At 37.7% G+C, this 13,655-nt stretch carries 9 protein-coding genes; 8 read left to right on the forward strand and 1 reads right to left on the reverse strand.

Features of this window, described 5'->3' with window-relative positions:
- The first annotated feature begins 204 nt into the window (after positions 1-204).
- The 8 genes from V4P57_RS06760 to V4P57_RS06795 all read left to right on the forward strand — a co-directional run bounded on the left by V4P57_RS06760 (position 205) and on the right by V4P57_RS06795 (position 12,957).
- Positions 205-2,133, forward strand: a complete 1,929-nt coding sequence (locus V4P57_RS06760; RefSeq protein WP_455465808.1) for a BID domain-containing T4SS effector — start codon at positions 205-207, stop codon at positions 2,131-2,133.
- Between the two features lie 257 nt (positions 2,134-2,390).
- Positions 2,391-4,250 carry a BID domain-containing T4SS effector gene (locus V4P57_RS06765; protein ID WP_455465809.1) on the forward strand — a complete coding sequence of 620 codons (1,860 nt, stop codon included), beginning with the start codon at positions 2,391-2,393 and terminating at the stop codon, positions 4,248-4,250.
- A 169-nt stretch (positions 4,251-4,419) separates the two neighbouring features.
- On the forward strand, positions 4,420-6,279 hold the full coding sequence (locus tag V4P57_RS06770) for a BID domain-containing T4SS effector (protein WP_455465810.1): 1,860 nt from the start codon (positions 4,420-4,422) through the stop codon (positions 6,277-6,279).
- 240 nt (positions 6,280-6,519) lie between these two features.
- The gene (locus tag V4P57_RS06775) at positions 6,520-8,385 is read left to right on the forward strand and encodes a BID domain-containing T4SS effector (protein WP_455465811.1); all 1,866 of its coding nucleotides are present in this window, start codon (positions 6,520-6,522) and stop codon (positions 8,383-8,385) included.
- A gap of 686 nt (positions 8,386-9,071) precedes the next feature.
- Positions 9,072-10,643: a murein biosynthesis integral membrane protein MurJ gene (gene murJ, locus V4P57_RS06780; protein WP_455465812.1), complete on the forward strand. Its 1,572-nt coding sequence runs from the start codon at positions 9,072-9,074 to the stop codon at positions 10,641-10,643.
- Between the two features lie 78 nt (positions 10,644-10,721).
- On the forward strand, positions 10,722-11,792 hold the full coding sequence (gene trpS, locus V4P57_RS06785; RefSeq protein WP_455465813.1) for a tryptophan--tRNA ligase: 1,071 nt from the start codon (positions 10,722-10,724) through the stop codon (positions 11,790-11,792).
- Between the two features lie 40 nt (positions 11,793-11,832).
- Positions 11,833-12,324: a universal stress protein gene (locus tag V4P57_RS06790; RefSeq protein ID WP_455465814.1), complete on the forward strand. Its 492-nt coding sequence runs from the start codon at positions 11,833-11,835 to the stop codon at positions 12,322-12,324.
- Between the two features lie 54 nt (positions 12,325-12,378).
- The gene (locus V4P57_RS06795; protein ID WP_455465815.1) at positions 12,379-12,957 is read left to right on the forward strand and encodes a NifU family protein; all 579 of its coding nucleotides are present in this window, start codon (positions 12,379-12,381) and stop codon (positions 12,955-12,957) included.
- Positions 12,958-13,290: 333 nt separating this feature from the next.
- Here V4P57_RS06795 and V4P57_RS06800 read toward each other — a convergent pair whose 3' ends face one another.
- Complete coding sequence (locus V4P57_RS06800; RefSeq protein ID WP_455465816.1) at positions 13,291-13,626, reverse strand: zinc ribbon domain-containing protein YjdM; 336 nt, start codon at positions 13,624-13,626, stop codon at positions 13,291-13,293.
- Between the last annotated feature and the right edge of the window lie 29 nt (positions 13,627-13,655).

Raw genomic sequence — 13,655 nt, forward strand, 5'->3', positions numbered from 1 at the left:
CCCATTATTTCGCTTAATTCATTGATAAATTACAAAAAAAAATAAATAAAAAACTTGGGCAGTAATCCGCACGAAAAGTGAGCATTCTCCTTTAGATAAAAAGCTATAAAGTCAACATGGAGCATGCACCAAAAGTAATGGAATGTGCACCAAGAAAGCTTTCAAAAATGAATTGATATTAAGAGAGCTTGAAAGGAAATATCCATGACAAAAAAACAGATCAACCACTCTGCATCTTTCACAGAGAAACAATCAACAGCAATCCCCCAAGTGATGGATGTAAATGAACAAGAAAGATCAAGTGTAGCGTCACGGCATTTTTTTTACAACGATACCTCAGCACTCAAAAATAAGTATAACATAAAAGACAAGCATGCCTTGAATCAAAAAGTTTCTGAAGATGTAAAAGAAGCAATGGAACAGCTGCGTGCAGCCCCCTTTCCAGGAAAAATTGATTCCTCCTATTTAAAACATATTCATAAATGTTTGTTTTCCAAAGCCTTTGAATGGGCTGGGCAGACACGCGAAAAACCCTTTCAATTCGCAGATGGGAGCCTCGCCTTTACACCTATTATAAAAAAGAAAGAGTTTCAAAGTACCTTTGCTCCCAGTGAACAAATAGAAGAAGGGCTAAAAAATTTAGATCAAGTACTCGCTGAGAAAGATTACTTAAAGAACTTATCCCACGAAGAATTCGTTCAACATGCGGCAGGACTAATGATAAACTTGCAGCATATGCATCCTTTCAGAGAAGGAAATAGCTATGCAATACAAGTTTTTGTTGAAAAACTCGGACAAGCAGTAGGTCATCCTTTAGATTTTTCTCTTGTAACAAAAAAACGCAAGATGTTGGCCAATGTTGAAGCGATAGACAAGGGCAATCCAGAGCCAATGAAGCATTTACTTGAGGATATCTCAAATCCCCAAAAGGTGCGTATTTTGAATGAATTCACCAATGAAATGGAAAATCTTGGTCTTGATAAAAACAATTATGGCCCTGTTATCGTGGCACAAGACGGTCATACCTATCATGGCACCTATAGGGGCAGTGGACAGGAAGGCTTCATGATCGATGCCAATGGAACTCTCATCTTAGGAAATAAAAAAGATCTTTCACCAAAACAACTGAAGGAATTAAAAATTGGTGATACCTGTTCTTTTACAGCACCCTTTCCTCAAAAATCACAGAAAATTCTTATACCAGAACAAATATTGGCACCTCTCTCACAAAAGGAAATTGTTGATAAGATTCAAAATGATTTATTGATACAAGAACGTAAAAAAGAGATCGTAGATTTGTGCAAAATTGTTTATGGCAAATCGCATGTTTTAGAGGAAACGCTTAGAAAAATTGATGCAAATCCTAATACTAGAAGCGAATTTTTAGGACAAATTGATGAATCTATAAGGTCTATTTCCAAGCTTTCTGGCTTTGAAATATGTGGCGTAAAAAATAGAGCACGTACACGTGCTGAACAAAATATTTCTTCCTTGGAAATCAACCTTTGTCTTTATATAAATTCTGTCATAGACTTAGAAAGAAATATTATAAAAGACCATTTTGCCGAACAAAGACGCTGTAACAAGTCAGTAGAAATGCCTAGTCAACAGATAAAAGGGCTATTTTCTCTGTCAAAAGAACAACAGCAAGAGGCTTTATCAACCTCTCCTGGACTGGAAGCCCAAGTAAAAGAATATTTTCAAAAATTCAGTGAACGTTTATCGCCAAGTGAACATGAAGCTATAAAGCAAAAAGATTATACAAGGCTTGCTGAAAGTCTTGATGTATCAACAAATCAAGCAGAACAAATTGCAAAATTCTTCAAACAAACAGAAGCGATCTCTGATGTTATCCGACAGCACAATCGCGAAATGGGGCGACATATAGAACGTGGTTTACGCCAACCTATAATGGAAAGAAATAAGGAAAAATATACCAAACAAGACAGAGCACCAAAACAGCAAGGTCGACAGCATAAAGTTGGATATGTAGCATGGGGAGACAGTGGTGAAACATCTGGTGAAAAAATCACTACACCAACTAAAGCAGAAAACGTTGCAAAATCTACCAATAAAGAAAAGACGCTAGAAGAGCAAGGTCAACACCATCGTGCAAAATCTATGGCAATATGATCGTATTTGAAACTTTGGCTTTTACTCTATACATGTAGTGTGATTATTTTAATGAATTTTACCATGATGGGGTCTGTAATATTAAGAAAAATATTGTACAAAACATCCCCTTTCATTTAGACTAATTCATTGAAAAAATTGCACAATAAATGAGCATTCGCCTTTCAATAAAAAGCTATAAAATCAAGATGAGGTATGCACCGAAAAAGCTTTTACAAATAAATATTGATATTGAATGAGCTTAAAAGGAAATATAGATGAAAAAAAAACAAATTGGCTATTCTGCATCACTCACACAGGAAGAATTGCAAAAGTATTACCGAAGACTCGATCCAGAAACCCGTAAAATACTAAGAACAGAAGCACGGAACTTCTTTTATCCTAAAAGCACAGTGTATAAAAACAAATATCATATTACCAATAAAAAGGATTTTTTTGATGTATGTGCTCGTGATGTAGGAGAAATAGTAGAGATACTGCGCACAGTTCCCTTGCCAAAAAAAATTGATTCCTCTTATCTAAAAAACCTTCACAAGCAAATATTTTCCAAGACATTTGAGTGGGCCGGACATACACGCGATGAACACTTCAAATTTGCAGATGGCAGCATTGCTTCTCTGCCATTTCTGAAAAACAAGAACTTTGCAAAACCTTTTGCTACCGGCAGAGAAATACAACGAGGGCTTAAACAATTAGATCAAATGCTCCTTGAAACGGATGATTTACGAAATTTAACACGCGAAGAGTTCATTGAACATGCATCTCAAGTAATTTCGCATTTGTACTCTTTAAATCCTTTCAGGGAAGGTAATAGACACGTAATACGACTTTTTGCTGAAAAACTTGGACAAGCGGCAGGCTATGATCTAGATTTCTCTCTTATGACAAAAAAACGCCAGGAATTTGTCCGTGCTGAAGCAGTAAACAACAGCAATGCAGCACCTTTAAAGCATCTCCTTGAAGACATCTCAGATCCAGACAGATTGCTTATTTTACGTGAATTTATCAATAATATGAAACAGCTTGGGCTTGATGAAAACAATTATCGCCTTACTGTCGCAGCACAAGACGGCCATATTTATCACGGTACCTACAGAGGCAGTGGAGATAACGGCTTCATGATGGATGTTAATGGGACTTTCGTCGTAGGACATAAAGAACATCTCCCACCAGAGCAAGTAAAGACATTGAAAATTGGTGATAGCTTGACTTTCACAGCACCTCTCCCTCAAGAAGCAAAAAAAGTGCTTATTCCAAAAGAAAACGTTCCACCCCTTACCAACGAGGAACTTTCTCAAAGGGTCTACGATAGTGCATTGGTCAAAAACAGCTTAAAAAACATCCAAACTTTGTGTAAGGTTGTCTATGGCAAAAAGCATGCTTTACGAAACAGACTTCCACAATTTAAAATTCCAATAACAAATGCAGATCTTGAGCAAGGAGAAAAACTTGCGCGGCTTATTGAAACATCTCCTCAGTCTGTTCATAAGCTTCGTGGTGTTGGTGTATTTGGCCTAAAAAGTAGTGCACGCCAACATGCTGAAGCAAATTTTGCGCCCCTCAGTCACACCATTCTCGGTTATGTATATGCTCTCAAACAAGCAGAAAATGATATTTTGGCAGCCCGTTCTGCTGAACAAGAACGCTGTGCCAAGTCGGTAGAAGCGCCTAGTAAAAAGCTAAACAATCTATTTTCCATGACCAAAGAGGAACAACAACAAATTTTATCAAGCTCTCCTGAGTTAAGAGTAGAAGTACAGATTTATTTCCTAAAACTCAATGAGCGTTTATCACCAAACGAGCATCAGGCTATAGAGAACAGACATTATGCAAAACTTGCTGAGATTATGGGAACATCAATAAGTCAGGCGAGAGAAATTGCAGCAACCGTAAGAGGCATAAAAGAGGCCAACGATTTTATTCAACAGCAACATCGTGAAATGAGTAAAGAGAAAGAGCGTCATGTACGTCAATCTGTAACATCAAGTGGAAGTGAGAAGTCTGTTGAAAAAATGGCACCACCAGCTAAAGCAGAAAACGTTATAAAATTTTCCAAACAAGAAAAAACGGTAGAAGAGCAAGGTCGACAGCGTCGTGCAAAATCTATGACAATGTGATCATGCTTTGAGCTTTTCTTATTAATCTATTCTCTTGGTGTGATCATTTTCATGGATTGTACCATGGGAGGGGCATGTAGTATTAGACGCCCCCATTATTTCACTTAACTCATTGATAAATTACAAAAAAATAAATATTTACATTGAATAAACTGGAAAGGAAGTATCGATGACAAATGAAACCACGCAAAATCCTACATATACCACACACATAGAATTGCAAGAGACTCAACACAGACTCGATCCAGAAGCCAAAAAAAGGCTGAAAATAGAAGCGAAGCACTTTTATTACCCTAGGACCAAAGTATATAAAAATAAATACAATATTACCAATAAAAAGGCATTTGCTGAAGTATATTCTCGCGATACCAAAGAAATAATGGAGGAATTGCGCGCAGCCCCTTTGCCAGAAAAAATTGATTCCTCCTATCTAAAAAGCCTTCACAAGCAAATATTTGCCAATATATTTGAATGGGCCGGACATACACGCGAGGAACGCTTCAAATTTCCAAATGGCAGCATTGCTTGTATGCCGTCGTTGAAAAAAAAGAACTTTACAAGACCTTTTGCTGACGGCAAAGAAATACAGCAAGGTCTTAAACAATTAGATGAAATGCTTCTTGAAAAGGATGATTTGCGAAATTTAACACGCGAAGAGTTCGTTGAACATGCATCTCAAGTGATGTCGCATTTGTACTCTTTAAATCCTTTCAGAGAAGGTAATAGACACGCAATACAACTTTTCATTGAAAAACTTGGACAAGCTGCAGGCCATGAGCTAGATTACTCTCTTGTATCAAAAAAACGCAAGGCATTTATCCGTGCTGAAGCAGTAAACAACAGCAATTCAGAGCCTATAAAGCACCTCCTTGAAGATATCTCAAATCCAGAAAGATTGCTTATTTTACGTGAATTCACCAATAACATGAAAAATCTTGGGCTTGATGAAAACAATTATCGTTCTACGGTTGTGGCACAAGATGGCCACACTTATCGTGGTATCTATAGGGGTAGTGGAGCTGATGGTTTCATGATGGATGTTAATGGGACTTTCGTCGTAGGACATAAAGAACATCTCCTACCAGAGCAAGTAAAGACATTGAAAATTGGTGATACCTTGTCTTTCACAGCACCTCTCCCTCAAGAAGCGCAAAAGGTGCTCATTCCAACAGAAAACGTTCCATCCCTTACCAACGAGGAACTTTCTCAAAGAGTTTACGATAATCCATTAATCAAAAACAGCAAGAAAAACATCGAAAATTTGTGTGAGATTGTTTATGGTAAACGTGATACTTTGCAAAATAAACTTCCAAATTTTAAACTTCCAATGACACGTGAAGATCTTGAGCAAGGAGAAAAACTTGCGCGGCTTATTGAAACATCTCCTCAGTCTGTTCATAAGCTTCGTGGCATTGGTGTATGTGGCCTTAAAAGTAGTGCACGCCAACATGCTAAAGACAATTGTTTATCCCTAGGTCAGGCCATTTCTCAGTATATAGATGCTCTAAAACAAGTAGAAAAAGATATTCTACAATCCCATTTTGTCGAACAAAAACGCTGTGACAAGTCGATAGAGCTGCCTAGTCAAAAAATGAATGAGCTATTTTCTCTGTCTAAAGAACAACAGCAAGAAGTTTTATTGACCTCTCTTGAGCTAAAAACGCAAGTACAGACTTATTTTCAAAAACTCAGTGAACGTTTATCATCAAGCGAGCATGAAGCTATAAGTGAAGGAAATAATATAAAACTTGCTGAGAGTCTTGGAATATCAGTAAGTCAAGCACAAAAAGTTACAGAAACCTTTGGAAAAATAAAAGAGGTTTCCGATGTTATTCAACAGCAGAATCGCGAAATAAGGAGACAGAAGAAATGTGATATACGTCAATCTGTAACGTCAAGCGATAGTGAGAAATCTGTTGAAATAAGCACAACACAAATTAAAGCAGAAAATGTTGTAGAATTTGCCAAACAAGAAAAATCTTTAGAAGAGAAGCTACCGCAGAGTCGTCAAAAATCTATGGCAATATGATCGTACTCTAAGCTTTTACTTTTAATCTGTTCCCATGGTGCGATCGTTTTTGTAGATCGTACCGTGTGGTGGTACGTGATATTGGGAAAAATATCGGACAAAACACCCCTATTATTTTACTTAACTCATTGATAAATTGTATGATAACATGACTATTCACTTTTAGATAAAAAATCATAAACTAAAGATGAAATATGCACCAAAGAAGCTTTTAAAGATAAATCTTGAAAGAAAATACCCATGAAAAAAAAACGAGCCAGCTATTCTGTATCTCTTAGAGAGGAAAAAAAAACGGCAATCCCTAAAGCTATTTATACGCCAAGCCGTGTAAAAGACATTACAGCATTGGAGAATTTTTTTTATACCGGGCACACAGTACTTAAAAATAAGTATGGTATCAAAGAATTATATGCATTTAAAAAGCAATGTGCCCATGATGTAAAAAGAGCAAAAGAAGGGTTGCACCAGGAATCTTTACCAAAACGATTTGATTTCACCTATCTAAAACATATTCATTACAGCCTCTTTAAAGATACGTTTGAATGGGCCGGTCAATCTCGCGAAGTCCCCTTTAAATTTGCAGATGGTACTACCGCCTACGCACCATCCCTTAAAAAAAAAGAATTTACCAAACCTTTTGCTGTCGGAAAAGAAATACAGCAAAAACTTGATGAAATGGATAAAACACTCGCGGAAAAGAATAATTTAAAAGATCTAACCCGCGAAGAATTCATTGAGCATACAGCTAAAATAATGGTCGATTTGCACCATGCATATCCTTTTAGAGCAGGAAATACAACTGCTATACAATTTTTCATCGAAAAACTCGGACAAGCAGCAGGTCATCCTTTAGATTTTTCTCTTGTAACAAAAAAACGCGAAGAACTTGTTCATACTGAAGCAATGAACAACGGCAGTATAGAGCCAATGAAGCATTTACTTGAGGATATCTCAAATCCCCAAAAGGTGCATATTTTGAATGAATTCACCAATGAAATGGAAAAGCTTGGTCTTGATAAAAACAATTATGGCCCTGTTATCGTGGCACAAGACGGTCATACCTATCATGGCACCTATAGGGGCAGTGGACAGGAAGGCTTCATGATCGATGCCAATGGAACTCTCGTCTTAGGAAATAAAAAAGATCTTTCACCAAAACAACTGAAGGGATTAAAAATTGGTGATACCTGTTCTTTTACAGCACCCTTTCCTCAAAAATCACAGAAAATTCTTATACCAGAACAAATATTGGCACCTCTCTCACAAAAGGAAATTGTTGATAAGATTCAAAATGATTTATTGATACAAGAACGTAAAAAAGAGATCGTAGATTTGTGCAAAATTGTTTATGGCAAATCGCATGTTTTAGAGGAAACGCTTAGAAAAATTGATGCAAATCCTAATACTAGAAGCGAATTTTTAGGACAAATTGATGAATCTATAAAGTCTATTTCTAAGCTTTCTGGCTTTGAAATATGTGGCGTAAAAAATAGAGCACGTACACGTGCTGAACAAAATATTTCTTCCTTGGAAATCAACCTTTGTCTTTATATAAATTCTGTCATAGACTTAGAAAGAAATATTATAAAAGACCATTTTGCCGAACAAAAACGCTGTAACAAGTCAGTAGAAATGCCTAGTCAACAGATAAAAGGGCTATTTTCTCTGTCAAAAGAACAACAGCAAGAGGCTTTATCAACCGCTCCTGGACTGGAAGCCAAAGTAAAAGAGTATTTTCAAAAATTCAGTGAACGTTTATCGCCAAGCGAACATGAAGCTATAAAGCAAAAAGATTATACAAGGCTTGCTGAAAGTCTTGATGTATCAACAAATCAAGCAGAACAAATTGCAAAATTCTTCAAACAAACAGCAAAAATAAACGGTAGTATTGAAAGTGCTCGTATATCTAAGGCTCTTCTAGAATTCAACATGAGATCCTCTAAAATACATAAATCCTCCCCAAGCGATAGAAAAAAAATTTCTAAAATGAGCAACTTAACAATGAAAGAAAAATACGATCAAGAAAAAAAGGAGGAGCGTGATGTGAGACTATCTCAAATGAAGCCCTTACGAGTAAAAACTACACATAAATATTTAGCTTTTTAACTTTTTCTCAAACTGGATCATCGCTTTTAGATACCTCTCTCTCATCAGCCATTTCCCTTCAAAAAGAGAAGATCGGAGGATGGAGAGGGAAGTATGGGAAATATATATTCAAAAAAGATGTCAAAGCAATACATGCCCGAATATAGGCAGTATGTTCATGCGCATATAGAGACAATCTCCATAATTTTTAAGCATTATAGATTGTAGTATATAAGTGAAGATGGGCTGTTTACCCATTATAAATATTCTATAAAGTCAAATTTGTACTTTTTAAAGTTGATGTATGAAAAAAGACATTTAATAATCAGCTATATTTTGCTATGCAAACTGGTACTCTACGGCAACAGACTATAAAAAAGAAAAGAGATACCATGCGTGTAACATCCCAAAAAGATGAAAGGGAGTGCAAATATAGACACTATCAACTCACTCACTTTTCCACGATTTTTTCTATTTGTTACATTGCCCCATATACCCGCTTACGAGAAAAAATGGTGTTTTATGGAAGCAATAAAAGCTGTAATGCAGAAGAAACGAGCATAATTCAAAACTTTTCATACACTTTTGTTGACAGAAGAATAAACTCCGCCGTAAAACGCTTGAAAAATGTGTTATTTTATTAACATACTGGTCAGTTTTTTGTGTTCTAAAAGAGCTTTTATTCATGACAAACCTGATATACCTTCATGACCCTGATTAAAAAGTTTGCAACTGTTGCTTCTGGAACTCTCATGAGCCGTATTTTTGGCTTTGTACGAGAAATGTTGATGGCGGCAGCTCTTGGAACGGGTCCTGTTTCTGATGCATTCAATGCAGCTTTTCGTTTTCCCAATACATTCCGCCGTTTTTTTGCTGAAGGCGCCTTTAATGCAGCTTTTGTTCCTCTTTTTTCAAAAAAAATTACTGAAGATGGTGGAGAAGCCGCCTGCAAATTTGCAGAAGAGGTGTTTGGCATTCTCTTTTCGGTACTGTTACTTTTAACCATTGCCATGGAATTAAGTATGCCTTTTTTAGTGCGAACAGTCATTGCGCCCGGTTTTACAGAGGATGCGACAAAATTTAACGCGACAATTCATTTTACAGCAATCATGTTTCCCTATTTGACCTGCATGTCTTTAGCAGCAATGATGGGAGGAATGTTGAATGCCTTGCGGCGCTATTTTATTGCGGCTGTAGCCCCCCTCTTTTTGAATATTATTCTCATATGTATACTTGCTTATGCTTGGATCTATCAGCTTGATGCTTGGCATATCGGCTTAAATCTTTCTTGGGGCGTCTTAGCAGCAGGCATTCTCCAACTTGCCCTCATCGCTGTTGCTTTGCGTCGAAGTGGAATGAAGATTTTCCTCCGCCGTCCCCATTTCAGCCCCAATGTTCGTAAGCTTTTAACTTTAGCTTTCCCTGCTGCTATCACGGGAGGCATTACGCAAATCAATTTGTTAATCAATACCAATATTGCTTCCAGCCAATCGGGTGCCGTATCCTCTTTAATGTATGCTGATCGCCTTTACCAATTGCCACTAGGCGTGATAGCAATTGCCGTTGCAACGGTTCTTTTGCCAGAATTAACAAGAGCTCTACGCAGCAAAAAGCACAAAGAAACCAACAGTTTACAAAACCGCTCTATTGAACTCACCCTATTGTTAACATTACCCGCATCCGTTGCCTTTTTGCTACTTTCCACTCCCGTTGTCAGTTTTCTTTTTGAACGCGGACAATTTACTAATGAGTCAACACACCATGTTGCACAGCTTCTTGAACTTTATGGGCTAGGACTTCCAGCTTTTGTCCTCATCAAGGTATTGATTCCTAATTTCTTTGCCCATGAAGATACAAAAACACCGATGATTTTCACCGGGATTTGCGTTTTCATCAATATCAGTCTTGCTTTAACATTATTCCCAATTTTATCAGCACGAGGCATTGTCATTGCCGAAATTACCTCTGGATGGGTCAATACACTGTTGCTTTGTAGTACCCTCATCAAGCGCGGCTATTGGAAATACGATACACAACTAATAAAACATATTATATGCCTAATCATCGTCACTGTTTTAAGCGCGATGACCCTTCATTATCTTCTTCATATTCTTGGTTTTTTGTCTTTCCCTTTATCCTCACAAGCATCATTTTTCTTGCGCGCAAGCACCTTGGCAGGGATTATGTTTGTCATATTCTTTGTATATTTGAGTGCCTATTTTTTACTTGACACGCGTTCCTTTTTCCTCACTCTCAAAAATTTTAAAAAACACCTATGATATTTTATCTTGCTTTCAGAAAGACGCTTTGTCACAAAACGCAAAACGAATAACTTTATTTTAAGAAAGAACTCTCCTATGGACACCTTCACACCGCTTGTATTTTCTGGCGTACAACCGAGTGGTAACTTACATCTTGGCAATTATCTTGGAGCTATCAAACATTGGGTTGAACTGCAAACGTCTTACAATTGCCTCTATTGCGTTGTCGATATGCATGCACTCACAGTGAATCCAGATCCAATTACTTTAACTGAATCAACCAGAGCTGTCACAGCAGCTTTTTTAGCTGCCGGTATTGATCCTCAAAAACATATTATTTTTAATCAGTCTCGGGTTTTTCAACATGCCGAACTCGCATGGATTTTAAATTGTATCGCCCGTATTGGTTGGCTCCAACGTATGACGCAATTTAAAGATAAAGCGGGAAAAGATCGCGAAAAAGCATCCCTTGGGCTTTTTTCTTACCCAAATCTGATGGCTGCCGATATTTTACTCTATCGTGCCACCCATGTTCCGGTTGGTGAAGATCAAAAACAGCATGTTGAACTTACACGAGATATTGCGCAAAAATTCAATAACGACTATTCTGACCGTATTGCAGATTTAAATTTTGGTGTTTCGATGCAAATAGGTGAAGAAAGGAAACAAGGTTTTTTTCCAATGCCAGAAGCGCTGATTGGGGAAACAGCCATGCGCATTATGTCGCTACGCGATGGTACAAAAAAAATGTCGAAATCGGATCCTTCGGATTTTTCGCGCATTAATTTGACCGATGATGCTGACCTTATTGCAAAAAAAATACGCAAAGCCAAAACAGACTCCACCCCTCTTCCCAACACACTGAACGCCCTAGAAGGACGACCAGAGATCGACAATCTTCTTGGTATTTACGCAGCCTTTGCACAAGTGAGTAAAGAAAAAGCGCTTTCAGAATTTTCAGGGCAACAATTTTCGCTTTTTAAAACAGCCTTAGCAGACCTTGCCGTCCATAAGCTTGCGCCAATAACACAAGAGCTCCGCCGACTGCATCAAGAAAGCGCTTATATTGACTCTGTTTTGCGTGACGGTGCACAGCGTGCCAGTGCATTGGCAGAAAAAAATATGAAAAAAATCCGTGAAATCGTTGGATTTTTGCAAGATACATGAAACAATAACACTTCAATTGTAAAGAGTGTAGAGAAAAAACATGGTTTCTAAGCGAAAAAATCCGAAAACAGGTCACAAGAAAAAAATTTTGGTTATTATTGATGAAACACCAGAGTGTCGACGTGCTGTTGCTTTTGCCGCACAGCATGCCAAAAATACCAACAGAACATTGGTATTATTCTGTGTTGTAGACAGTATAGAATTTCAACATTTTCTGGGTGTCAACAACGTTATGCGAACAGAATCAACGCAAAGTGCCCATAAAGTATTGCAAGAAATTGCGCATGATGTACGTGCAACACATGCTCTGAAAACAAAAATCATTATACGTGAAGGTGAAAAAATTGATGAAATCTCCAAACTAATTGAGGAAGATAAGGAAATTGCACTTATTGTTTTAGCAGCCAGTGAACACGCAGAAGGACCAGGACCACTTATTCAACTCATCGGCAATCGGGGCACAGCCTTTTCAATTCCTGTCACCATCATTCCGAGCAATATTGCCGATGAAGATATCGAATCTATTGCTTAAAAACAAGAAGAGGCGTAAAGATCTTCCTCATCCATTACAACAAAAGGAGAGTATATGTTTATTCAAACTGAAACCACGCCAAACCCTGCAACACTGAAATTCTTACCAGGTCGTGTGGTTCTTTCCGAAGGCGTATTAGAATTTCGTAACCATGAAGAAGCTGCTAAAAATTCGCCTCTAGCTGCCAAACTGTTTAATATTCCAAATGTCAATGGTGTTTTTTTGGGTTATGATTTCATCACCGTGAGCAAAAAAGAAGGTGAATGGCAACATCTTAAACCAGTCATTTTAGGCACAATTATGGAGCATTTTCTGTCTGGTGATCCAGTTATCACCACCGACGCCTCTACACAAGCGCAAACCCATGCCCTTTTAGAAGAGTTTTATGATGAAAAAGATGCTGATATTGTTTTAACAATTAAAGAACTTCTTGAAACACGTGTTCGCCCAGCCGTTGCCAATGATGGAGGAGATATTACCTTTCGCGGTTTTGAAAACGGTATTGTTTACCTCAATATGCGAGGAGCATGCGCCGGATGCCCCTCCTCTACCGCGACACTAAAAAATGGGATTGAAAATCTGTTACGGCATTTTATTCCAGAAGTTTTAGGTGTTGAAGCGATGCCGCAATAAAAATGAGATCAAAGTACCGATAGATAAACGCAACAGCCAAAAAAGTATTCCCACGCTATCACAAAAACCAAATCATCCCCACAAAACACAAATCACATCACTCTATCCATAAAGACCACGAAAAACGCTATAGACACGGGAGAACTTATACTCCATGAAGCAATGTCGCGCAGACTTAATTATAGCAATACACCCCATTACTTCATGCCATTAAAAAAATATCTTTCCCCGAAAACTTTAAAAGAATGGAAAAAGTTCTTGACCACATCCCTCCCTTTATCTCAAGCGAATGCGCTTTAACAAATAAGAAAAGTGCTTAATACTGTATACCAACTAAATCTTTTTAACGAATTCAGATTTTAAGCCAATTTGACCAATCCCAGGAATCTTACAGTCAATATTATGATCCCCATCCACAAGGCGAATATTCTTCACTTTAGTACCACTTTTGAGAACTGATGCCGCGCCTTTTACTTTAAGATCTTTCACCACCATAACGCTATCCCCATTTGTCAAAACCTGACCATTGGCATCATAAACAACATCGGAAGCAAAAGAATCTTCGCTCTTTTGTGGCCACTCATGTGCACATTCAGGACACACAAAATTTTCCCCCTCTTCATAAGTATAAAGGCCACCACAGTGAGGACATTTAGGATTTTGGCTCATACATTTCCCTCTTTTATTCAAGAAAAATT

This window comes from Bartonella sp. B39, from assembly GCF_053795145.1.

Coding starts and splice junctions, on each gene's coding strand:
- V4P57_RS06760 (WP_455465808.1), top strand. CDS start 205: ATGACAAAAAAACAGATCAACCACTCTGCATCTTTCACAGAGAAACAA.
- V4P57_RS06765 (WP_455465809.1), top strand. CDS start 2,391: ATGAAAAAAAAACAAATTGGCTATTCTGCATCACTCACACAGGAAGAA.
- V4P57_RS06770 (WP_455465810.1), top strand. CDS start 4,420: ATGACAAATGAAACCACGCAAAATCCTACATATACCACACACATAGAA.
- V4P57_RS06775 (WP_455465811.1), top strand. CDS start 6,520: ATGAAAAAAAAACGAGCCAGCTATTCTGTATCTCTTAGAGAGGAAAAA.
- murJ (WP_455465812.1), top strand. CDS start 9,072: ATGACCCTGATTAAAAAGTTTGCAACTGTTGCTTCTGGAACTCTCATG.
- trpS (WP_455465813.1), top strand. CDS start 10,722: ATGGACACCTTCACACCGCTTGTATTTTCTGGCGTACAACCGAGTGGT.
- V4P57_RS06790 (WP_455465814.1), top strand. CDS start 11,833: ATGGTTTCTAAGCGAAAAAATCCGAAAACAGGTCACAAGAAAAAAATT.
- V4P57_RS06795 (WP_455465815.1), top strand. CDS start 12,379: ATGTTTATTCAAACTGAAACCACGCCAAACCCTGCAACACTGAAATTC.
- V4P57_RS06800 (WP_455465816.1), bottom strand. CDS start 13,626: ATGAGCCAAAATCCTAAATGTCCTCACTGTGGTGGCCTTTATACTTAT.